The sequence below is a fragment of the Fodinicola feengrottensis genome (assembly GCF_039530045.1).
Taxonomy (GTDB): Bacteria; Actinomycetota; Actinomycetes; order Mycobacteriales; family HKI-0501; genus Fodinicola; species Fodinicola feengrottensis.
Genome location: NZ_BAAANY010000036.1, coordinates 29,835 through 50,272 on the forward strand (window position 1 = coordinate 29,835; position 20,438 = coordinate 50,272).

18 protein-coding genes are annotated in these 20,438 nt (G+C 68.2%); 5 read left to right on the plus strand and 13 right to left on the minus strand.

The window, feature by feature from the left end; genetic code table 11:
• The first annotated feature begins 36 nt into the window (after positions 1–36).
• Both ABD301_RS34270 and ABD301_RS34275 read left to right on the plus strand, forming a co-directional pair.
• Positions 37–558, plus strand: coding sequence for a SigE family RNA polymerase sigma factor (locus ABD301_RS34270; RefSeq protein WP_163567248.1), 522 nt, complete (start codon positions 37–39; stop codon positions 556–558).
• Positions 558–1,769 (plus strand): hypothetical protein, encoded by a 1,212-nt coding sequence (locus ABD301_RS34275; RefSeq protein WP_344314351.1) that lies wholly within the window; start codon positions 558–560, stop codon positions 1,767–1,769. The genes ABD301_RS34270 and ABD301_RS34275 overlap by 1 nt, the downstream gene beginning before the upstream one ends.
• Positions 1,770–1,779: 10 nt before the next feature.
• Here the strand turns inward: ABD301_RS34275 and ABD301_RS34280 are convergent, their stop codons facing one another.
• From ABD301_RS34280 to ABD301_RS34310, 7 genes are read right to left on the minus strand one after another with little or no spacing between them, the layout of a single operon-like run.
• Complete coding sequence (locus ABD301_RS34280) at positions 1,780–2,502, minus strand: FHA domain-containing protein (protein ID WP_344314352.1); 723 nt, start codon at positions 2,500–2,502, stop codon at positions 1,780–1,782.
• Positions 2,502–3,797: a vWA domain-containing protein gene (locus ABD301_RS34285; protein ID WP_344314353.1), complete on the minus strand. Its 1,296-nt coding sequence runs from the start codon at positions 3,795–3,797 to the stop codon at positions 2,502–2,504. Before ABD301_RS34285 ends, ABD301_RS34280 begins: the two co-directional genes overlap by 1 nt.
• On the minus strand, positions 3,794–4,816 hold the full coding sequence (locus ABD301_RS34290; protein ID WP_344314471.1) for a protein phosphatase 2C domain-containing protein: 1,023 nt from the start codon (positions 4,814–4,816) through the stop codon (positions 3,794–3,796). Before ABD301_RS34290 ends, ABD301_RS34285 begins: the two co-directional genes overlap by 4 nt.
• Entirely contained in the window at positions 4,816–7,065 is a 2,250-nt protein-coding gene (locus ABD301_RS34295) for a serine/threonine-protein kinase (protein WP_344314354.1), read from the minus strand. Before ABD301_RS34295 ends, ABD301_RS34290 begins: the two co-directional genes overlap by 1 nt.
• The gene (locus tag ABD301_RS34300) at positions 7,062–8,291 is read right to left on the minus strand and encodes a hypothetical protein (RefSeq protein ID WP_344314355.1); all 1,230 of its coding nucleotides are present in this window, start codon (positions 8,289–8,291) and stop codon (positions 7,062–7,064) included. The genes ABD301_RS34295 and ABD301_RS34300 overlap by 4 nt, the downstream gene beginning before the upstream one ends.
• A 30-nt stretch (positions 8,292–8,321) precedes the next feature.
• Positions 8,322–9,299 (minus strand): glutamate ABC transporter substrate-binding protein, encoded by a 978-nt coding sequence (locus ABD301_RS34305; protein ID WP_163567244.1) that lies wholly within the window; start codon positions 9,297–9,299, stop codon positions 8,322–8,324.
• Positions 9,296–10,627, minus strand: coding sequence for a hypothetical protein (locus tag ABD301_RS34310; protein ID WP_344314356.1), 1,332 nt, complete (start codon positions 10,625–10,627; stop codon positions 9,296–9,298). The genes ABD301_RS34305 and ABD301_RS34310 overlap by 4 nt, the downstream gene beginning before the upstream one ends.
• 194 nt (positions 10,628–10,821) lie before the next feature.
• Here ABD301_RS34310 and ABD301_RS34315 point away from each other — a divergent pair, with 194 nt between their 5' ends.
• Entirely contained in the window at positions 10,822–12,234 is a 1,413-nt protein-coding gene (locus ABD301_RS34315; RefSeq protein ID WP_344314357.1) for an MFS transporter, read from the plus strand.
• Positions 12,231–12,677: a hypothetical protein gene (locus ABD301_RS34320; protein ID WP_163567239.1), complete on the plus strand. Its 447-nt coding sequence runs from the start codon at positions 12,231–12,233 to the stop codon at positions 12,675–12,677. Before ABD301_RS34315 ends, ABD301_RS34320 begins: the two co-directional genes overlap by 4 nt.
• Positions 12,678–12,712: 35 nt before the next feature.
• Here ABD301_RS34320 and ABD301_RS34325 read toward each other — a convergent pair whose 3' ends face one another.
• The 3 genes from ABD301_RS34325 to ABD301_RS34335 form a co-directional block, all read right to left on the minus strand.
• The gene (locus ABD301_RS34325; protein WP_163567238.1) at positions 12,713–13,576 is read right to left on the minus strand and encodes an alpha/beta fold hydrolase; all 864 of its coding nucleotides are present in this window, start codon (positions 13,574–13,576) and stop codon (positions 12,713–12,715) included.
• A 64-nt stretch (positions 13,577–13,640) separates the two neighbouring features.
• A complete protein-coding gene (locus ABD301_RS34330; RefSeq protein ID WP_163567237.1) occupies positions 13,641–14,198 on the minus strand; it encodes a CGNR zinc finger domain-containing protein in 558 nt (185 codons plus the stop codon).
• A gap of 35 nt (positions 14,199–14,233) precedes the next feature.
• Positions 14,234–15,037 (minus strand): B3/B4 domain-containing protein, encoded by an 804-nt coding sequence (locus ABD301_RS34335; RefSeq protein WP_344314358.1) that lies wholly within the window; start codon positions 15,035–15,037, stop codon positions 14,234–14,236.
• A gap of 80 nt (positions 15,038–15,117) precedes the next feature.
• On the opposite strand from ABD301_RS34335, the gene ABD301_RS34340 reads away from it, so the two are divergent.
• Complete coding sequence (locus ABD301_RS34340; protein WP_344314360.1) at positions 15,118–16,680, plus strand: purple acid phosphatase family protein; 1,563 nt, start codon at positions 15,118–15,120, stop codon at positions 16,678–16,680.
• Here ABD301_RS34340 and ABD301_RS34345 read toward each other — a convergent pair.
• From ABD301_RS34345 to ABD301_RS34355, 3 genes are read right to left on the minus strand one after another with little or no spacing between them, the layout of a single operon-like run.
• A complete protein-coding gene (locus ABD301_RS34345) occupies positions 16,649–17,908 on the minus strand; it encodes a cytochrome P450 (protein WP_163567235.1) in 1,260 nt (419 codons plus the stop codon). The two genes, ABD301_RS34340 and ABD301_RS34345, sit on opposite strands and share 32 nt — an antisense overlap.
• On the minus strand, positions 17,905–18,783 hold the full coding sequence (locus ABD301_RS34350; protein WP_344314361.1) for a terpene synthase family protein: 879 nt from the start codon (positions 18,781–18,783) through the stop codon (positions 17,905–17,907). Before ABD301_RS34350 ends, ABD301_RS34345 begins: the two co-directional genes overlap by 4 nt.
• Complete coding sequence (locus ABD301_RS34355) at positions 18,765–20,315, minus strand: prenyltransferase/squalene oxidase repeat-containing protein (protein ID WP_344314362.1); 1,551 nt, start codon at positions 20,313–20,315, stop codon at positions 18,765–18,767. Before ABD301_RS34355 ends, ABD301_RS34350 begins: the two co-directional genes overlap by 19 nt.
• Positions 20,316–20,438: the final 123 nt, after the last annotated feature.

Genomic DNA, 20,438 nt, shown 5'->3' on the forward strand with positions numbered 1-20,438 from the left:
CTCGGCGTGCTTACCTCATTGGAAAGGCGCCCGAGTATGACTGTGGACGGCGATGACCAAGGCTTCGTGGCGTTCGTCTCGGATCGTTCGGCGAGCTTGCTGCGGACCGCGTATCTGCTGGTAGGAGACCAGAGCCGAGCCGAGGATCTGCTGCAGACGGCGTTGACGAAGACCTACCTGCGCTGGGGCCAGCTCCGGGATCCGGCGGCCGCCACCGCCTACGTCCGGCGCGTGCTGGCCAACACCGCCACGTCGTGGTGGCGACTGCGGTCCTTCTCGGAGCGACCGACGGACCGGCTGCCGGAAGTGCCCGGAGCCGACCAGATCGGTGCCCGCGAGGACCAGCTCGCGATGTGGCGGCACTTACAGGCATTGCCAGCGCGACAACGCACGGTGCTGGTGCTGCGCTACTACGAGGACCTGACCGAGCGGGAGACCGCGGCGGCCATGGGCATTTCGGTGGGCGGCGTGAAAAGCATGGCATCACGCGGACTGACCAGGCTTCGGGCCCTGATGGGCATCAGCGGCGACGTCATGGTGGCGGGAGAGGTGTTCTGATGACGAACGACGTGGAAACACTGTTGCGCAGGACGATGCGGGAACAGGGTGTACGGGTTGACGGCCCACCTGTCGGCGGCGAGGAGATCGTCCGGCGCGGCCAGCGGGTACGCCGTACTCGCCGCTGGGCCATGGTCGCCGGCGTGGTGGTCGTCGTCACCGGTTTGCTCGGTGGGGCGGTCGGGCTCGGATCTTTCCGTGACCACTCGTCCGTCGTACCGGCGACCGGTGCGGTGCCGACCGGACCGCCCAAGGTGGTGAGCGTCCAAAAGGACAAGTTGTCTTTGCCTGGAGGCAAAACCGTCGCGCTGCCGCGGTCGGGCCTGACTGGCGGGGCCTGGGTCATCACGCCGGTGGCCGGAGGATGGGTCGCCAACAGTTCGGTGGCGGCGGTGCTGGTGTCGCCGGCCGGGGTGGTCAGCAGCCTGGTCGAGGGAGCGCACACCGCCAACCTGAGCGTGGTCGCGTCGCCGGACGGCGAGCGAGTGGCTGTTACCCAGGCTGGTACGGCCGGCAACCTCGTGCAGGTTTACCAGGTGAGGACCAGGAAACTGATCGGCACCACTTCGCTCGTACGATCCGAGTCGGAGGTCGGGCCGCCGGAAAGCCACGTGCTCGGCTGGTATCGGGACTCGGTCGTGCTCGGAAGCGTGCCACCCAGCGGCCTGCCGCAGGTCGGCCTGTGGGATTTCGCGGCCGGGCCGTGGAACGGCAAGGTGAGCCAGCACGGGGTCGGGATCGTGCAGGGCGCCGCTGACGGTGACCGGTTGCTCGGCTACACGATGGATCCGAAGGGCCGGGTTTGCGTTGGGTTCGTCGACCCGGCTCGTGACTTCGCGATGTCCGGCCAGAGCTGCGACTTCCAGGTCAACCCAGGCGTTGGTCCGATCATTTCGGTGGCACCGGGCGGGAAGTCGATTGTGGTCACCGACCTGCTGACCAACGTGATCCGGGCCGCGACGGTCGAGGGTGACCATCTCGTCGCGGGGCCCAAGATGCGAGTCCCGTACCGGTTCCAGACCCTGAGCTTCGCCTGGGAGGACTCCGACACGGTGTTGGGGATCGGCAACCCGCCGTCCAACCCGGATGACACCATCCTGCGTTGCTCGGTGTCTTCCAACGCCTGCAGGGGAACCGGCTTCAAGGTTCCACGCACCATGGATCTCGGCCAGTTCAACGCCGCTGGCCTCACCCCGCAAAATCCCAGGTAACCCCTCGCGGTCAGGTCGTACGCAGGGTGATGGTGGTCCAGGCGCCGACGTGGATGCGGTCTCCGGCGGCGACTGGGCGTGGGACGTTGGGGGACAGGGCGGTGGGGTCGTCGTTGAGGGTCGTGCCGTTCGCCGAGCCGACATCGACGACGGCCCAGCCGCCGCCGGGTTGGGCGAGTAGGGCGGCGTGCAGGCGGGAGACGCCCGGGTCCTCTGGTGGGCCAGTCAGGTCGATGTCGGGCGCGATGCCCCGCGAAGTGCTCCGCCGGCCGATGCTGATTTCCTTGCTCCGCAAAGGAAAAGACCGCTCCGGGCAGTACGCCGGGAAGGCCACCGCGGCGGCGTCCGGGCCCTCGGCGGCTTGTACGACGTCGAAGTAGGCGCGGTCCGCGCTGATCACCGCGGTCCACTCGCTCGCCGCCGAGACGGCGAGGTCGATGGTCGGCAACGGCATCGGCAGCGGAGCCGTACGGGTAGCGGAGGCAACTGTTGGTGGGGGACCAGTGGGCGAGGCAGTGGCGGGTGACGCAGCAGTGGCGAGCGAGTCGGCGCCACAGGCCTCGCAGAACCGGCCGGCGAGCGGCGCTCCACAGGACCGGCACGGCTGGCCGTTGGGCCCGACCTCGGTCGACATGGCCTCGGTGGCGGCGGCGTCCGGGGAGACGATCGCGAGACCGCAGACGTCACAGAAGTCGTCTTCGGCGCTTTGGTGGCCAGCCGGGCAGGTGGGCATCAGCTGGGTCCCGGCTTCCCGACCCGCTTGGTGACCGTCGAGCGGGTGTCCAGTGTCATCTCGTCGACCGTCTCGACCTGGCGTTTGAGCCGTACGGTCCCGGTCACCGGGTCATCGATGTCGACCACCTTCGCGAGCAGCTTGGCGGTGTCCTCGTGGCCGGTCTCGGTGGCCAGCGCGACCGCCCGGCCGAGCTTGGCCGTGGCGGTCTCCACGTCGCCGGCCTTGCGGGCGGCCAGCCCCTCCTGGATCGCGGACGCCAGCTCGGCCTGCCCGGTGTAGTGCGCGACCTGCGGGTTGATCCGGGTGGACAGCGCGCTGTCATCCGTCCAGGTGGCGATGACCTGCGCTTTCCCCAGGATCTCGCCGTCCGGCAGGACCAGGCTGACCCGGCCGGCCAGCATCCGGTCGCCGACCCGGGCCGGACTGACCTGGACGCAGACGTGGTAGTCGCGGCTTTCGGTGCCCCAGGACGCCGTCGGATAGTCGCCGCTGCGCGGTACCGACTCGACCCGCCGGTCGGTGAGGTCCAGCAGCGACGGCTCGACCTGCTTCACGTACTTCACGGTCGCGCCCTGCGGGGTCCACAGCCGCAGCGCCACGTCGGCGACCTCCTTGCCCATCGCGGCGGCGGTCATCGACCGGAAGTCGGCGGCCAGCCCGGCCGGCTCGGCGATGATGTCGACGCTGCCGAGCATCCGGTTGGAGATCTTGCGCAGCTCGGCGACCTCCCAGTCGGTGCCGACCCCGCGGCAGTCGACCACATACTTGCCGGCCACCTGGCGCAGGATCGTGTCCAGCTTCTGCGGCGCCTCGTGTTCGTTGCGGCCGTCGGTGAGCAGGATGGCGTGCTTGATGGACGCCGGCTGGTCGGCGAACAGTCGATCGGCCAGCAGCAGCCACTCGCCGATCGCGGTGCCGCCGTCGGCGCGTACGCCCGCGAGCGCGCTCTTGGCCTCGGCGCGGGTACGGTCGTCGGCCGTCACCATCCGAGGGTGCCGCGGATAGATCATCTGAGCGATGTCCATGCCGTTGACCACCGCGAACTGGACCCCGTCGCGGAGCGTGTCGATCGCCACCGAGGTGGCCCGTTTGGCCTCCTCCAGCTTCCGGCGGGGCATCTCCATCGAGCCGGAGCAGTCCATGATGATCACTTCGGCCGCCGGTCCGGCCTGGGCCGTCGACGGGCCACCAGCGCCGCCAGTCGCGCTGACCGTGACGATCGCGTTGACCTCGGCGGCGCCTTCGGGCAGGTACTCGTTCTGGAAGACGGCCAGCTGGAACTGCGCGGTCATGCTTGTGGACTCCCAAGGTCTGTGATGGGGACTGGTACGACGACAACGGTGACGTTGTCGTGGCCGCCGGACTCCAGCGCGAGGGCGGTCAACGCCTGCGCGGTCTCGGCCGCCGGCCGGGTGCCGGCGGTGCCGGGTCCGGCGCGTACGGCCGTCGCCAGCCCGTCCAGTGCTGGCCGGTAGTTCCACAGCCCGTCGCTGCACAGCACCACCGCGCCCGGACCGTCCGGCTGGAACGTACGCACCTGCGGCTGGCGGTCCTCGGCGTCGGCGCCCACCCAGCGCGCCAACGCGTGTGCGTTCGGGTCGGCCATCGCCTGCTCGGCACTCACCCCCGCCGCCACCAGCAGCGATACGACGGTGTCGTCGACCGTCAGCTGCTGTTCGGTCAGGTCGTCGCCGATCCAGTACGCGCGACTGTCGCCCAGCCAGCCGACCGTCACCTCGCTCGCGGTGACGACCGCGGACACGTACGTGCACGAGGGCGCCTCGTGTGCGCGTACAAGCGCGTCCACCGCTTCGAAGGTGGCCGTCACCGCGTCGCCGGTCGCGTCCACCGCGTCGCTATGACTGAAGTCGTCGTTCTCCATAAGTGCCAACAAAAGCACGTCCGTGGCGGCATCGACGGCCGCTTGGGACGCCTCGTCGGCGCGCTCCGAGGACGCCACCCCGTCGCACACCACCGCGACCACGGCCCGGGTCTGGCCGGTACGACCGACCGCGCCGAAGGCCATCGAGTCCTCGTTGCGGGCCCGCCGTCGGCCCCGGTCGCTGACGCCGGCCACTGGGCCGAGGTCGCACTCCATCCGGTCCCGCCCGGCCGGCCGGCCGTGGCCGCAGTTCTCGCAGAAGCCATCGGGTCCGAAGGAGGCGTCGCCGCAGCTCCGGCAGGCGCTGGCGAGGCCGACTGGGCCGCCGACCGGGGTCCGGCGCAGCAGCTGGCTTTCGCCGCACTCCTCGCAGAACCGCTGCGCTGGCTCGACGGGTTGGCCGCAGTTCGGGCAGCTCATCGCGGCCATCACGTCCACGTCCTTGGCCGGATCGCGTTCGCGAGGTCCACCAGAGCGATCCGGTCGGTCCGATTGCCGGCCTGGCGAGCCAGCGTCCGATAGCAGCTCTCCAGGCCGACGCGCAGGTCCGGCTCGACCAGCCGGTGCCCTAAAATCACGCCTCTCGCGGTGCCGTTGGGTTGCGTACGCACCCAACTGAGCGCGACTTCCAGCAGCTCGCGGGTGGCCTGCGCGGTCCGCTCGGCGTCCAGTTTCAGGGCGGCCAGCTGGGTGCCGGCGGTGACCAGGTCCGGCTCGGTCAGGTCGGTCGGCCGCGGGGTGCCGGTACGAGCGCGGATCGCCGACAGCTGGGCGACCAGATAGTGGCTGGAGGTGTGCGGCACCGAGTTCAGCACGTCCACCGCCTCGATCCGGTCGCCGGTCGCGAGCAGCGCGCGGGCGAGGCCGAAGGCGGCGCTGACGTACGAGCGATCCGTCCGCCAGACGATCCGGTAGTAGCGCTCGGCGGTCCGCGCGTCCCCGGTCGCGGCGGCGGACACCGCGACCGCGAGTTTGGGCGCCGCCTCGCCCGGCAACATGTCGTAGACAGCGGTGAAGCGCTGCTGCGCGTCTTTCGGCAGGCCGTTGGCCAGCGCGACGAGCCCGCGATACCAGTCCAGCCGCCAGTCGTCCGGCTCGATGATGGTCAGCAGCTTGTCCAGCACCTTGGCGGCGCTGCCGGTCTCGCCGAGATCCAGATACGCGCGGGCGAGCCGCAGCCGGACCTCGACGCCCTCCACCTCGGCCGTGGACAGCTGGGTGACCAGCTCTTTCGGGTCTGTGGTGGTGACCGTGGCCAAGTACGCGATGCCAGAGTCGTCGGAGTCGGCCAGCGGCACCGGCAGGACGGCCGCGACCTCGGTCAGATCCGGCAGCTGGCCGAGCGAGCCGGGTACCCCGAAGGCCAGCCGTTCCGGGGTGAACTCCTTCGAGGCGCCGGGCCGCGGCTGGCCGTCCTTGGTCGCGAGCACCTCGCGTAGCACCCCGGTCAGCTGCTCGCGCATCTGTTCGGCGTCTCCGAACCGGCGAGCGGGATCCTTCGCCGTTGAGCGCAGCAGGAAGCGATAGTACGACTCGAACTCGGCCAGCAGCGGCACCTCGGCCGGCGTCGGCAGGGAGTGCCGGTAGGCGATCTGGAAGTCGAACGGGAAGCTCATCACCGCGAGGCTGCGACCGACTGTGTAGAGGTCGGAGGAGACCGACGGCCATGCCTCGCCGATCTCCGGCGCCTGGTAGCCGACGGTGCCGTAGATCGCCGACTTGTGGTCATCCGCGTGCCGGACCGCGCCGAGGTCGATCAGTTTCAGCTGCTCCTCGGTCTGGATCATGTTGTCCGGCTTGAAATCGCAGAAAAGCAGACCCGTGCTGTGCAGGAAGCCGAGCGCGGGCAGCATCTCCAGCGCGTACGCGATGGCCTGCTCCGGCGGCAGGCAGGCGCTCGGGTCGCCGGCCAGCCGGTTCGCCTTGATCAGGTCCTTCACCGACGTGCCGCCGATGTATTCCATGACGATGTAGCCGACCTCGGATTCAGCACCCGGATGCCGGTGGTTCACGAAGTTGTGGATCGGCACGATGCTCGGGTGCTCGACCTCGGCGAGGAAGCCGCGTTCGGCCATCGCGGCCGCCATCGCGTCCTCGTCACCGCTGTCCAGCAGGCCCTTCAGCACCACCCAGCGGTCCGCGACCGCGTGGTCCCTGGCCAGGTAGATCCAGCCGAGCCCGCCGTGCGCGAGGCAGCCGAGCACCTCGTACTGGTCGCGGACCAGGTCGCCGGCGGACAGCTTCGGGGTGAACGAGAAGTGGTTGCCGCAGTCCGGGCAGAAACCCTCCTCACGGCCTGGCTTCCCGTCCTTGCCGCGCCCCACCTTGATGCCGCACTTGCTGCAATAACGCTTGTTCTCCGGCACCTGCGGGTTGGCCATCACGGCGGTCGCCGGGTCGCGGGCCGGCACCCGCGGCACCTCGACCAGGCCGGCGCCGAGCAGCCCGCGGCTGGCCGTCCGACCGCTGGTCCGCCGGCTGCTCGAGCTGCTGGTCGACACGGTGGAGACCGTCGAGGTCGACGGCGTCCACGCGGCCGTACCACTGCTCGTGGTCGCGGCCGTTCTGGTCGACACAGCAGAGGCGCTGATGGCTTCAGCTTCGAGCCCGCAGCTGTCGCAGAAGCCGTCCTCGTCGAGGGTGCCGCCGTCGCAGCCAGGCTGGACACAGGCCGTCATGGTGACTCCTTCCCGTCTACCGCCCGACCGGTCGTCAACAGCGAGGTAGCGCTGGTCCGCTCGGTGATCGCCTGCCGGTAGCGGTTGACCGCCACGGTGGCCGCCGCCAGGTCACAGGGCGCCGTGAACAGCAGGTCGTGAGCGGTTCGATGCAATGCGGTGAGGTCCAGGTCCTCGGCGTAGCCGACCTGCCGGGCCTTGGCCTGGTACGCGTCGAGCCGGCCGCGCAGTTCGGCCCTGCGGTCCATAAGTCCGTTGTACGCATTCGTACTAGTGCGTACGGCCACGGCTGCGGCTTGCAAGTCCGTCTCCAGCTCCGCGGCCGTGCCAGCCAGCTGCTGCCAGCGACCGGTATGCCCGGAGGCACGCAGATCGTCGAGCCGCTCCGCAAGAGCGGTCGCCTGGTCCGGCAACGGTGACAGCCCGGGGTCCGCGATCTTCTCTCGTACCAGCGCGGCGGTCTGCGCGGCCACCTGCTGAGCGGTCGCGAGATCCGCCAGCCGCGAGGCCAGCTGGTCGAGCCGAGCCTGGAAGCTGTCCCGTACGGCCGCCAGCTCCTGCAGCTCGGCTCGTACCGCCGCGAGGTCCCCGGCGAGCCTGGTCAGCTCGTCGAACGAGGTGCCCAGCGGGTCGGCCAGCACGGCCTCGCGGACGGAGGTCAGCTCGGTGGCGATCCGCTCAACCCTGTTGCGGTTGGCGTTGAGAGACACCGCGAGCTTCCCGGAGGCGAGCAGCTGCGATTCCAGCGGGTCGAGTTGTGCGGCGATCCGGAACCAGGCCGTATCGACCGCGGTGAGCAGCTGGGTGATCTGCCGGTAGGTGGCGATCATCCGCTCCAGCAGCACCGGCAGGCTGATCCGGTCGGTCACCGCGGCCGGCACGGTCGCGCCACGCCGGTCGATTGGCATCCGCTCCGCGTCCAGTTCGACCACCGGGCCGGTGAGCAGCGCGCTCAGCTCGCCAACCTCGGCCGGCGTCGGCCGGGACCGCCGGTCGCGGACCTGCTGGGCCTGCTCGACCAGCCGGCGATGGACGCTGAACTGCGCCCACAACACCGACATGTCCTGCTTGGCCTGCGTCCAGCGGGTCAGGGTCACACCGGTCAGGACGGCATCCTTGAGCAACTGATGGCCGGGATGGGTGTCCATCTCCAACAGCGCGCCGGCCAGTCGGGCGTTCTCGTCCGTCTGTGCCTTGAGCGCCCGGTCCAGCTGCTCACGGGTCATCCCCGGTCTCGTCATCCCCGTTCGCTCCCGTCAGTCCCGGTAGCGGGGTTGCGGGGGAGCCGGCGCCGGGCCGAGCAGGCCCGCCAGCCACTTGTCGTACGACGCGGTCCACGAGCCGTTCGAGCGGATCTGGTCCAGCACGCCGTTGACGAACCGGACCATGTCGGTGTTCTGCTTCGGGATGGCGATGCCATACGGCTCGGCCGAGATCGGCGGCCCGACCAGCTGGGTGTAGCGGTCCTGCGCGGCCATGCCGGCCAGGATCGTGTCGTCGGTGGACACCGCGTCGACCTGGTCCTGCTGCAGCATCACCAGGCAGTCGGTCCAGTCGGTGACCGCCACCGCGGTCGGCTTGGAGGGGGCGTTGAGGATGGCCGGCAACGAGGTCGACCCACTGGTCGCGCAGACCTTCTTGCCGGCGAGGCTCGCCATCGAGGTGATCCCGGAGTTTTTCTTGGCCAGGACCCGCTGGTTGGCCACGTAGTAGACAGACGAGAAAGCGACCTGGAGCTCTCGGTCGCAGGTGATCGACATCGTCCGTACGACCATGTCGACATCACCGTTGACCAGCGCCGTGAGCCGTTGTGCGGAGGTGAGCGCGCGCAGTTGGATGCGGTTGGGGTCCCCGAAGATCGCCTTCGCGACATCGTGGGCCATGTCGATGTCGAAGCCCTCGATGGTGCCGGTAGCGGGATCGCGATAGCCCACTTTGTACGTGTTCTGGTCGACGCCAACGATCAATTTGCCGCGCTGTGCGATCCGCTGCATGGTTGTACCGGCCGGCATCTGCCCGGGCGCCGGCTGCGAGCTGGCTGGCCGCAGGCTCGCGGTCGGGTCGCCACAGGACGTGTTCTCCGGCTTCGGCGGCGAGGTCACCACCTGCGCACCGCCCGGCAGCGGAACGGTCGCCTTCACCTGCGTGTTGATGGGCGGTTGGCCGGCACAGCCGGCCAACGCCACCAGCGCGAGGGCCACTATCAGGGCGAACCTGCCCGAACGGGTGCTCATCGGTACTCCTTGAGCCGTTGCCAGCTGCCATAGGCGGACCCGGCGGCAGCGATCAGGGCGAGCAGGCTGGCGCCGACCGCGACGCCGCTCATCGCGCCCTGGCCGTCCGAGACCTCTGCGCCGAAGCTGCCCCTGGTGCGTACGATCGCGTCGCCCAGCTCGCCGTCCAGCCGGTCGAAAGCAGTCGCCGCGCTGTCCGTCCCGGAGCCGATGGTCAGCCCGACCGCGGTCGTGTAGTCGCCTGAGTCATCCGCGGTCCGGATCTTCTTATGTACCTTCAGCCAGGTCGCCGCATCGGTCATGGCGGCCGCGAGGTCGGACCGTACGCGATCGTCGGTCGCGGCCGTCCGGGCCGAGCCGAGCAGCCCACGGTCGTCGGCGAGCGTTTTTGTCAGCCGCACGTAATCCGACTCGTACGCCTGCCCAGCCCCGCGGGCCACCAGGGTCAGCGTCTCGTCCGCCCGAGCTTTCAGAATCGACACCCTGACCTGCGACAACGCGTCCGCCTGGGCGGATCCCTGATGGCGGCTGGCGGAAACCGTTTCGATGGCGATCACCGCCGACCCGAGAACCCAGAGCAGGGACAGCGCCGCCGCGCCGGTCGCGACCAGCAGGCCGGCGTTGAAGACCCGGTTCGTACGCCTCAGCAGGTAGCGCTGGGCGAAATAAAGCAGCGCCAGCAGCAGCAGGCCCAGGAGAACCTCCAGGACCGGCCAGGCGCCGGCCTGGTCCTGGTCGGCGGTGAGCTGCGCCGCTTCGCTCTGGTAGAGCCGCTGCGCGGCCGGCAGCAGCTGCGTACGCATCAGGTTCGACGCTTCCCGCTGGTAGGCGGCGCCGAGCGGCAGGCCCTGCCGGTTGTCGGTCCGTGCGGTCTCCACCAGGCCCGTGTACACCGGCAGCTGGGTCGACAGGATGACCAACGGATGATCCGGGCTGGCGAGGTCGGCCGGATCCCGGGCCGCCACCGCGGTGGCCAGCGCCCGGCTGGCCTGCGCGATGTCCAGCTCGTACCGCTGCCGGGTAGCCGCCGGCTCCAGCCCGCCGGACAGGAACGCGCCGGTCGCGGTCGCGTCCGCGTCCGACAGTGCCCGGAAGAGGTTCTGCGCGGCCGAACTCAGCGGGCCGCTGCTGGTGGTCAGCTGGTCCAGCGCCGTCGAACGGTTCTGGACGCCGGTCAGGTTCACCGCGCCGGTCAGCAGGCTGAGCACCACCGCTGCCAGCGCCAACACCGTCAACGTGACCGGCGTGGACCACCCCATCCGAGCCGGCTTCGGGGTTGGCCGCTGGGGTGCCGCAGTCACCGGTGGAACCGCGGTGGTCGCCGCCATCATCGGTCTCCTCAAGCGCTGGAAGGTGCTTCTCTCCGTACTACCTGCCAGAGCCCCTCTTTGTAGCCCTTTTGCGATACAGCTGCCCTTCAAGTGATCACCATGTTCCCCCATAGGAGCAAGGTCTGTTGGGCTAAACGCGACGTCTGTTCGCCGCCAGATATCGAGGGGGAACGCGGGCACGATCAGTACGTATGGAGTTGTCTACGAAGTCCCGTTCAGTGCCCATCGCCGTCCTGTTGGGCGGCATGTTCCTGTCCAATGTGGACATCGCGGTGGTGAACACCGCGACGCCGGCGATCCGGTCCGGGCTGGCCGCGAGCGCCGGCGAGGTCGAGCTGATCGTGTCCGCGTACACGCTGGCTTTCGCCGTGCTGCTGGTCTTCTGCGCTCGGCTGGGTGGGCTGTACGGTTTCGGTCGCGTCTACCGGGTGGGCCTCGCGGTCTTCGTGCTGGCGTCGCTTGCCTGCGGGCTCGCCACCGGCCCGTGGCTGTTGATCGTGGCCAGGGTGGTGCAGGGTGCCGGTGCCGCGCTGCTGGTGGCGCAGGTGCTGACCGGGATCCAGGTGATGAGTACGGGCCGGCAGCGTACTCGCGCGTTGGGCGCGTACACGATCGTGCTGGCCGGCAGCGCGGTCATCGGCCAGGTGCTGGGTGGCCTGATCGTGTCGGCGAACCTGTTCGGCACGTCGTGGCGACCGGTGTTCCTGCTCAACGTGCCGCTGGGCATCGCGCTTTTCGCGCTGTGCCGCACCCTTCCGGTCGGTCGTTCCACCACGGCCGCCGGTCGGCTGGACTATCCAGGCGCCGCGCTGCTGACGGTCGCGCTCGGCCTGCTGGTGTTTCCGCTGGTGCTGGGGCCGGGGGAGGGCTGGCCAGGGTGGACGTACGGCTGCCTGCTCGCCGCGGTGCCGGCGTTCGCGTTTTTCGTGGTGGTGGAACGGCGGACGGCCAGGCGTGGCGCCGCTGCGCTGGTCCGGTTGGAGCTGCTCGGTCGCCGGTCCATCAGTTGGACGCTGGCGGCGGCCGCGGTGACCGGGGCGATCTACTTCGGGATCCTGCTGGTGGTGGCGATTTACCTGCAGCAGGGCCGGGGTGCGTCGGCCGCCGAATCCGGCCTGGTGATGGTGCCGTGGGTCGCCGCTTTCGGGGTTGCCGGCCCGCTGCTCGGCCGGTTCAGCCCACGGCATCGGCAACTGGCTGGGCTCGCCGGCACCCTGCTGGTCGCCGCCGGCTTCGCGGTGGTCGCCCTGCTGGCGGCGTACGGACAACCGAGCAGCTGGGTGCTCGCGCTGGTGCTGGGCATTGCCGGGTTGGGCTACGGCGGCACGTTCGCCGGCACGATCGCCGTCCTCACCGACACGGTCGACACCCGCTACGCGGCCGACGTGAGCGGCCTCTTCAACACGATCGTCCGGGTGGGCGGCGTGTTCGGCGTGGCCGTCTTCACCACGACGTACACGGCCACCTCGTCCTTTGTCGTTGTCGCCGTGGTGATGGCGGCGAGCGCGCTGGTCGCCGCGGGGCTGGCCGCGGTCGGCCTGACCGGTCCGCGCCAAGCGGTGGCCGAGCCCGCGGCCGGGCGCCATGACAGGGTAGGCGCATGAGCTACACGCTGGCCTTTTTCGCGGTTCCATTAGCGGAGCTGACCGCGCGGCTGGCCGGCATCGATGCGTCAGCCGACGACCGAGCCCAGCGCACGTACGACGTGTTGCGCGTGCTGGGCCGGCCAATTGACTCGATCACCCACAGCTCGGCCGGCGGCGAGTGGTTCCGCGATCAGTTCGTCGCGACCGCGCTCGCCGGGATCATCGGGGCCGGACCCGCCGGCCACCTGCTCGACCGCCCACTGGCCGGGATGCAATGGTCGTACCAGCCGACTTTTGGCTGGCTGACGGGGATTGAGGTCGCCGACACGGCGGCCCGGCTGGAGGCGGCGGATCTTGATGACCCCGATGATCCGGAGTCTGCCGAGACTCTCGAGAGTCTCCTCGATATTTTGCGGATGGCCGTCTTGTTTGGCGACGACCTTGTGACCGTGTATCACTAACCTCGCGAGGATACCCCAGAGGTTGCTGGTTGAACCTAGCCTTTTAGGGCCCGGTCAAGGAAATCCAGGGCGTAAGCGGCGATGGTGTCGGCGTGAGTCTCAAGCGCGAAATGGCCGCTGTCGAGGAGGTGTATTTCGGCGTTGGGGAGGTCCTTTTGGTACGCCGTTGCGCCGGCGGCGATGAAGATCGGGTCGTTGGCGCCCCAGACGGCGAGCAATGGCACCTGGCTTTCCCGGAAATAGCGGTGAATCTCCGGGTAGATGGGGAGATTGTGGGGATAGTCAGTGAGCATCGCGACCTGGATGGCGTCGTTTCCGGGTCGATCCAGCAGAGTTTGGTCGTGCAGGAAGGCGTCTGGGTCGACGAGGGTCGGATCTGGTACGCCCGTTAGATACTGCCATTTGGTGGCGTCGAGGGTGAGTTGCGAGCGGGCGAAGACTTCCTGGCTGTCGCGGTCGTCGGACTGTAGGAACGCCAGGAATTCGGGCGCCAGGCCGTCGACGTAGGCGTTGCCGTTCTGGGTGATGATCGCGGTGACCCGCGCTGGCTGGCGGGAGGCGATCCGTAGGCCCACCGGGGCGCCGAAATCCTGAATATAGAGGGCAAAACTCTCAAGTTTCAGGGCGGCCAGGAAGTCGACCATCACGGCGGTGACCGACTCGAAGTCGTACGTGAATTCGCTCGGCTTCGGTGCGTCCGACCAGCCGTAGCCGGGGTAGTCCGGCGCCACCACGTGATAGCGGTCGGCCAGCTGGGGAATCAGGTTGCGATACATGAAAGAGCTGCTCGGGAACCCGTGCAGCAGCACGATCGTGGGCGCGTCCCGAGGGCCGGCCTCACGGTAGAAGATCTGGTGACCCTGCACGGTCACGTACCGGTGATGAACCTGGTGTGTCACGGGGTGTCCTCTCGAAAGCCGTCATCGACCCTCGAAGTCTAACGGATAACTGAGTAGATATCCATTAGGAGTGTGAGGATCGATAGTGCCGGGCGGCTCGGACTCGATCGCCGCAGGTGGTGGAACACCAGCGGCGGCGGGCGTGCTCGCGGAAGAAGACGCGTACGCAGCCGTGTGCTTCGCAGACGCGGATGGTGGCGGCTCGTTCCGTGCACAGCACGTCAATAGCGTCGCCGGCGATGGCGGCAAGCGCTTCGGCGAGCGTGCCGGGCCGAATGGTCGACCAGGTGCGTACCGGCCCGGTCGGCGGCCAGGCGACCGAAGAAGCTCCCGGGGTCGCCGCCGCCGCTTCGTTGACGGTGTCGACCGCGGCGGGATCTGCATCGCGTTCTTCCAAGAAAGCGAGGAAAAGTTCCCGTACGGCAGCACGCAGCTGGGCGAGTGAGGACACTTCCCTGAGGACCGTGTCGCTCTGCAGGAGGCCACGAGACCGCAGCCAGGAGGCGGCGGCCTCGGGGCTCGCCAGGTGGTCGATGTCGCCGTTCGGGCCGGCATGCAGCGAGTTCACCAGGGCGAGCGCGACCGAGGCCGTCTCGCCCGGGACGGTTATCCAGTCACTCATAGTCCGTCGAGCTTACCTCATGTTTAGCTGTCGATCTAAACGTTAGAGAACGAGCGAGTGGTGACTGTCGCGCCGGGCCGTCGAGTGAGGAGGTCGGTCAGCTCGGCGGTGGCGTCGGCGAGTGGCTCGTACGATGACTCGTCGGCCGCGTCGAGCAGAAAGAAGGCGTCGGTCGTCTGGTCGGTCAACGCCGTCCGCCGGCCCTGCCGCCAGTTCCACCGCCGGCACGTCACGCCCGCGTCGTCGGCCCAGACCGGCTCGCCGATGGCCGGCGCGGTCGGTCCGTCCGGCCGTTCCGGGATGTCGCAGGGCTCGTCGCCGGTGGCGAACCGCAGCACCAGCTCACCCTGCAGCGCACCGGCGTCCTCGCCGCCGGCCGGCAGCAGATGCCGCAGGCTAACCGCGTTGTACAGATCGACGAGCTCGTTGATGGACGGCACCTGGCCGCTCTGCGCGCGCCGCGCGAGCGCCTCGGCGGAACAGTAGAAGCGGCTCGGTTTTACCCCAAAAGACTGGTAAATCCGCCGCCAGGCAGCGAGTTGTGGGTGTTCGCCGGGCTTGCGTCCGTCGAGGGTCTTGACTGCGGTGGCGACCGCGTCCGCGAGGTAGTCGACGGTCTCCGGGCCGCTCGGGCCGTTGCGCAGGCCGTGCGCCAGCACGACAGTCGCGCGATAGGCGGGATACTGCGCGGTCACCTCTGGCGCGATGCTGATCTCGGTGTTCACCCGCCGATTGTCGCCGATGCCCGTACGGCCGGCGGCCTCGCCCGTACGAGTCGGGGTGGTTCGGGCAGCTTGACGAGGTAAATCCCTTTCGTCACCGAGGTGAACATGCTTCATGCGCTGGTCAGAGGCCGTTCATAAGCACGTCGCTCGCCGCTTCTAGGTTCACCTCGACAACCGAGCTTTGAGGAGCGGCGATGCCCGAGGCCAGCAAGCAAACCGTCACCCGACGCGGCGCGTTGGGGCTGCTTGGGGCGGTCGGTACGGGCGCGGCCGCGGCGCCGTTGCTCGGCGCCACCCCGGCGAGCGCCAGCCCGGCCTTCGTGCCCAGCGTCGGCAACGGCGCGACGCCCGTGCAGGGCCTGCACCTGACCTTCGGTGCGAACCCGGCCCGGCAGATGGTGGCGTCGTGGATCACCGAGGGCTCGGTCCGGCGACCGCGAGTGGTCTATGGCACGCTCGACGGCGGTTTCGGCTGCGTGGCGCAGGCGGACACGCGTACGTACGTCGACGGGACTTCGGGGCGTACGGTCTGGATCCACCATGCCGAGCTGGACCGGCTGCGGCCCGGCACCGACTACATCTACGCCGTGCAACACGACGGCGCGACGCCAGACGCCGGTACGTTCCGGACCGCGCCGGCCGGCCGGGCGCCCTTCACCTTCACCAGCTTTGGCGACCAGTCCGCGCCGCAGGTGACCTGGTTGGCCAACGGCACCGCCGGGCTGGACGCGAACTCGACGCCGGCCACCAAGGACATCGTCACCGGCATCGAGACCGTCGCGCCGCTTTTCCACCTGCTCAACGGAGATCTCTGCTACGCGAACCTGGACGTCGACCGGGTGCGGACGTGGAACAACTTCTTCACCAACAACACCCGCTCGGCTCGCTTCCGGCCGTGGATGCCGGCGGCCGGCAACCACGAGATCGAGAAAGCGAACGGTCCGATCGGTCTGGACGCCTTTCAGGCGTACTTCAAAGTTCCCTCGACCGAGACGGACGCCGAGCTGGCTGGGCTCTGGTACGCCTTCACCGTCGGGTCCGTGCGGGTGATTGTGTTGCAAAACGACGACAACTGCCTGCAGGACGGCGGAGATGTCTATATCAGCGGCTATTCCGGCGGCCGCCAGCTCGGCTGGCTGCGGCGTGAGCTCGCCGCCGCCCGATCGTCGCGGGACATCGACTGGGTCGTGGTGGCCATGCACCAGGTGATGATCAGCACGTCCGACGCGAACGGCGCCGACCTCGGGCTGCGGCAGAAATATGGGCCGCTGTTCGACCAATATGGCGTGGATTTGGTGCTCTGCGGGCACGAACACGACTACGAGCGGTCGCTGGCCGTACGAGGAGTGGTGGCCGGCAGCGAGACGCTCACCCCGAATCCGGTGTCCGCGGCCACCGACGTGATCGACTCGACTCACGGCACGGTCCACATGATTCTCGGCGGAGGCGGAGTTTCCGGCACAACCAACGGAAAATTCTTCGCCGACGGCACCGGAAAGGTGCTCACCGCGGTTTCCGCGACGGCCGATCCGGGCACTGGCAAGCGAACCGCCACCTACGTCAAGGAAAAGGCGGTGTGGAGCGCCGTACGAGATATCGAGCACCCGTACGGCTTCGCGGCCTTCACCGTCGATCCCGGCCGGCGGCCCGGCGACACCACGTCGATGCATGTCACGTACTACAACGTGAACAAACCCAGGGGTGAGCTGTCGGTCTTCGAGAAATTCACGCTGCACCGCCGCCGTTCAGACGGCTGAGTTTCTGATCCCAGTGCGCTGGCAGGCGGCGAAGCGTACGCAGAACGAGGTGGACGCGGCGCTCGGGCTCAGTGACCGGATCGGTCAGCCGTAACGTTGGTTGTCGCCTCAGCAGCCGGTCCAATCCGATGCGCGTTTCCAGTCGAGCCAGCGGCGCGCCGACGCAGAAATGAATTCCCTGTCCGAGCGCCAGGTGCCCGCTGGCCCGGTCCCGGGGAAAACCGAAGCGCTCGGGTTCGCTCCAGCGTGCCGGGTCTCGGTTCGCCGAACCGAACAACAGGAACACCCTGGATCCAGCTGGAATCCGTACGTGCGCGATCGTGGTGTCCTGTAAGGCCCGCCGGACGAAACCCAGGGCCGGCGTATCGTACCGCAAACCCTCCTCGACGGCCGCTTCCAAGAGGTCAGGATCAGTGACCAGCCGGTCCCAGTGGCCGGTCGAGAGCAACTGCCACAGGAGGTTCCCCAGCAAGTTCGCCGTCGTCTCGTGACCCGCGAAGATCAGCAACGGCAGCAGGTCCGCGACTTCCGGTCCGCTCAGCGGGGGATGGCCTTTCACTCGCGTTTTGAGCAGGCGGCTGATCAGGTCGTCGAGCGGCGCGTGTTGTCGCTGGCGGACAAGGTTGTCGCAGTAGTCGACGAAAGCCACCGAGGATTCAGCGGCTCGCAGCTGCTCGTCCTCGTTCAGCGTCTCGGCCGCGAAGTCCAATGTGGACTTGTCGCGACACCACCGCATACAACGATCCAGGTCATCCAGCGGCACGCCGATAACTCTCAGGATCACTATCAAGGGAAGCGGATAGCAATATTCGTTCAGCAGGTCCACCTCAGGACCGGCCAGGCGGTCCAAAAGATCGTCCGCGACCTCGCGAATGAGTGGCGCGTAGCCGGCGACCACCGTCGGCAGGAATGCCTGGTTCAGCACCTGCCGCAGGCGAGTATGGGCCGGCGGGTCGGTGTTGCCGAGATGCTTGGCGTGCCGCTTGGAGGCCATCACCGCGGCGACCCGCGGTGGCCATCGTTTTGGCTTTATGGAACGGTCTTCTGAGGAGAAGCCGGTTGGGTCGAGCAGCACTCGTACGACATGGTCATGGCGGGTGATGAACCAGAGGTCGAAGCGATGGCTGTAGAAGACCGGCTGTTCGACCCGAGCGCGCGCATAGAACTCATATGGATCGGGCCCGTGCGCGATGGTCTCGTCGAATTCGGCGCCGAGATGCGTGCTCACGGCCGGAAATCCGCATGCTGATAGAAGCCGTTGCCGAAGCGCAGAATTCGCTGCAGCCAGAGCGCGGGGCGGACTTGGGCGGTCACGAGTGGCCCGAGCAAGTCGTCGCATCGCGCGGTCGCGTCCTCGATGTATTTACCGATCTGGGCTGCTGTTGCCCCGAGTTTCACCGCGTTCAGGTCTGTCTGGTCTGCTTCTCGCTGATGGCTGGCGAGGTCATTGGTGAGCCGCGAGGCGATTTCGGCATGCCAGGCAGCGGTCAACAGCCGGTTCGCGTGATCCACGGCGGCGTGGTCACCACCAGCCAACCAGTCCGTTACCCGGATCAGGCGAAAGCCGCAGCTGTCCGAATTCGCGACATACTCGGCCATCTTCGGTCCGTGGCCGGTGGTCGCGAGCCGCTCGGCACCTGCCCACTCCTGGACCATACCTTGGTACGTATTCTCGAAAAGGTCACGCCAGCGCTCTCCAAAGACAGTCCAAAGTGGACTCGTCCGCAACCTCGCGAGGATATCCGCCAGTGCGACACTGGGAAGATCGGTTGGTTCTGGTTCGGCTCCGTGGGCGACAGTCACCCATCGCGAGACCAGAGTGTCCACTTCGGACCGCGTCTGTGCTCTGCTGTCCACCAGCTCGTCGGTGCCGAAAACCCACAGTTCGAAACGCAGGGCGAGGTCCATCTCGTCGCTGGTGAGCCATGGTGCGGCGTACGCGTATGCGCTGGTGACCGGCGCGACATAGCCGTCATTGATCCAACTGGCGTGTTGGGCCAACCACGGCCCCAGCCGCCGATGCGCCTGGAAAGCGCGTCCAGAGATCTGTCCCGCGACCCGCGCGTCGGGCAGCTCGGGCGGCATCACTGGCTGTTCGCCCATCGCAGTGCGGCGAGCACTTCCGCGGTGATGACTCGACGCGGCGCGTACAGATCCTTGTCGTGCCACAACGGCGGATGAACGGCACTTGACGAAACAATTCTCGCGAGCTGGTCGCGCAAAAAGATCGCGCCGCGGTCGATGGCCGGCTCGGTGAGCACCCCGGCGGCCCGGCCAGCGGCCAGGATTTGGACGGCATAGGCCGTTTCCTCGGCCGTGCCGCCCCATACTCCCCACGACCCATCGTCTCGCTGAGTATCCAGGACCCAGCGGCTGGCGCGGCGGATCGGCTCGTCCCGGTCGGCAGATTTCACCGCCCGTACGCAGACAGCAGTGGCGTAATAAGGCGACGCATGCCATTTGTCCAGCCAGGAACCATCGGCCTGCTGCTGGTCAACCAGCCAGTTCGCCAGCCGGTCGGCGACGGGGCGAAGGGGGTCGCCCTCGGATCCACGTCCCAGATACCCAGCGATCGCATGCAGGACATGTCCATTGGCACTGATTGATGGGTTGCGTTCGCCCTGCCAGCACTGGAAATGCTCGCCGGTGTCGAAACGCAGCAACACGTCGGGCCGGCGTGCGTCTCCCAACGTGGCCAGGGCTGTCAGCGTCGTCGCGGTGGTGTCCGCGTCGCAAAGGAGCCCGGCCCCTACCGCCACTCCTTCCCGGGTAAGGGCTGCCGTCATACGCTTTCGAATATCGTCGGGGACCGGCACTTGAATCCCGGCACCCAACAACGCGCTCACCGACCACGCGTGCTCGAACATCGTGATCGGCGTCACCCCGGCAACCGGGCCATCTCCGCGCCGTACGGCGTCCAGAAGATATGCCAAAGCGTCGGTCTGCGCACCTGGCGAGGCGTTCAGCCAGGCCGCGGTGGCAGCGGGGGAGCAGCCCAGGTTTGCGTTCGCTGGCTGGACATTGGCCAACCCGGCGGCTCCGCCCAACACCTCCAGGGTGTGCCGGAGTTTGCTGCCGGCCGCCGCCGGGTTCGCCCGGAGCTTGTCCAGCAGCCCGGGATCGGTGCCGACTGGCAGCGGCAACACCGTGCCGGCATAAGGCTCGAGCCCGGCTACTGGTTCTGCGGCCAGCGCCGACAACCGGGCGTTGAGCGCCTCGACCAGCGCCGGCACGATCAGCTCGGTGGCGATCATGTCCGCGGCCGCTGGTCCATCCGGGCCAAGCAAACCGACTAATGCCCAAAGCCCGCGGGACGCGGCCTTGGTGAGGCGTTGCAGGTGCGTTGTCGACATTCCTGTCGTACGGCCAGAACTCACCACCGCGAGCAGCGCGTCGACGGCGCTCAAGGTCGGCACAATGCCATAGCCACCGGGCCCGCCCCAGCTGCCGTCCGCATTCTGTTCGGCCGCGAGGAAGGCCAACCGCCGGGAGCAGTCAGGCAACCAGGGTGCCAAATCCAGGATGCGGCCAGTCTCATAAACCGACGGCGAGACAACGCCGGCTGGATCGGCTGCGATCTCAGCCAGCAATTGCGTCGCCAAGGTGGACAACTCGAAGGTCATCCCGACGCCCATGTTCGTTGCTCCCCGCCATTTCTCCCGACCGATCTCGGATTACACGCTGCCTGGCCCGCGTGGTCAAGAGTTTCCACCGAAATATGCGATTAACCTCGGGAAAGGGCGTGTCGAGATGACATG

What these genes read in the sequence shown, in the direction of transcription:
- ABD301_RS34270 (WP_163567248.1), top strand. Translation starts at nt 37, where the DNA reads ATGACTGTGGACGGCGATGACCAAGGCTTCGTGGCGTTCGTCTCGGAT.
- ABD301_RS34275 (WP_344314351.1), top strand. Translation starts at nt 558, where the DNA reads ATGACGAACGACGTGGAAACACTGTTGCGCAGGACGATGCGGGAACAG.
- ABD301_RS34280 (WP_344314352.1), bottom strand. Translation starts at nt 2,502, where the DNA reads ATGCCCACCTGCCCGGCTGGCCACCAAAGCGCCGAAGACGACTTCTGT.
- ABD301_RS34285 (WP_344314353.1), bottom strand. Translation starts at nt 3,797, where the DNA reads ATGACCGCGCAGTTCCAGCTGGCCGTCTTCCAGAACGAGTACCTGCCC.
- ABD301_RS34290 (WP_344314471.1), bottom strand. Translation starts at nt 4,816, where the DNA reads ATGGCCGCGATGAGCTGCCCGAACTGCGGCCAACCCGTCGAGCCAGCG.
- ABD301_RS34295 (WP_344314354.1), bottom strand. Translation starts at nt 7,065, where the DNA reads ATGACGGCCTGTGTCCAGCCTGGCTGCGACGGCGGCACCCTCGACGAG.
- ABD301_RS34300 (WP_344314355.1), bottom strand. Translation starts at nt 8,291, where the DNA reads ATGACCCGTGAGCAGCTGGACCGGGCGCTCAAGGCACAGACGGACGAG.
- ABD301_RS34305 (WP_163567244.1), bottom strand. Translation starts at nt 9,299, where the DNA reads ATGAGCACCCGTTCGGGCAGGTTCGCCCTGATAGTGGCCCTCGCGCTG.
- ABD301_RS34310 (WP_344314356.1), bottom strand. Translation starts at nt 10,627, where the DNA reads ATGGCGGCGACCACCGCGGTTCCACCGGTGACTGCGGCACCCCAGCGG.
- ABD301_RS34315 (WP_344314357.1), top strand. Translation starts at nt 10,822, where the DNA reads ATGGAGTTGTCTACGAAGTCCCGTTCAGTGCCCATCGCCGTCCTGTTG.
- ABD301_RS34320 (WP_163567239.1), top strand. Translation starts at nt 12,231, where the DNA reads ATGAGCTACACGCTGGCCTTTTTCGCGGTTCCATTAGCGGAGCTGACC.
- ABD301_RS34330 (WP_163567237.1), bottom strand. Translation starts at nt 14,198, where the DNA reads ATGAGTGACTGGATAACCGTCCCGGGCGAGACGGCCTCGGTCGCGCTC.
- ABD301_RS34335 (WP_344314358.1), bottom strand. Translation starts at nt 15,037, where the DNA reads ATGAAGCATGTTCACCTCGGTGACGAAAGGGATTTACCTCGTCAAGCT.
- ABD301_RS34340 (WP_344314360.1), top strand. Translation starts at nt 15,118, where the DNA reads ATGCCCGAGGCCAGCAAGCAAACCGTCACCCGACGCGGCGCGTTGGGG.
- ABD301_RS34350 (WP_344314361.1), bottom strand. Translation starts at nt 18,783, where the DNA reads ATGGGCGAACAGCCAGTGATGCCGCCCGAGCTGCCCGACGCGCGGGTC.
- ABD301_RS34355 (WP_344314362.1), bottom strand. Translation starts at nt 20,315, where the DNA reads ATGGGCGTCGGGATGACCTTCGAGTTGTCCACCTTGGCGACGCAATTG.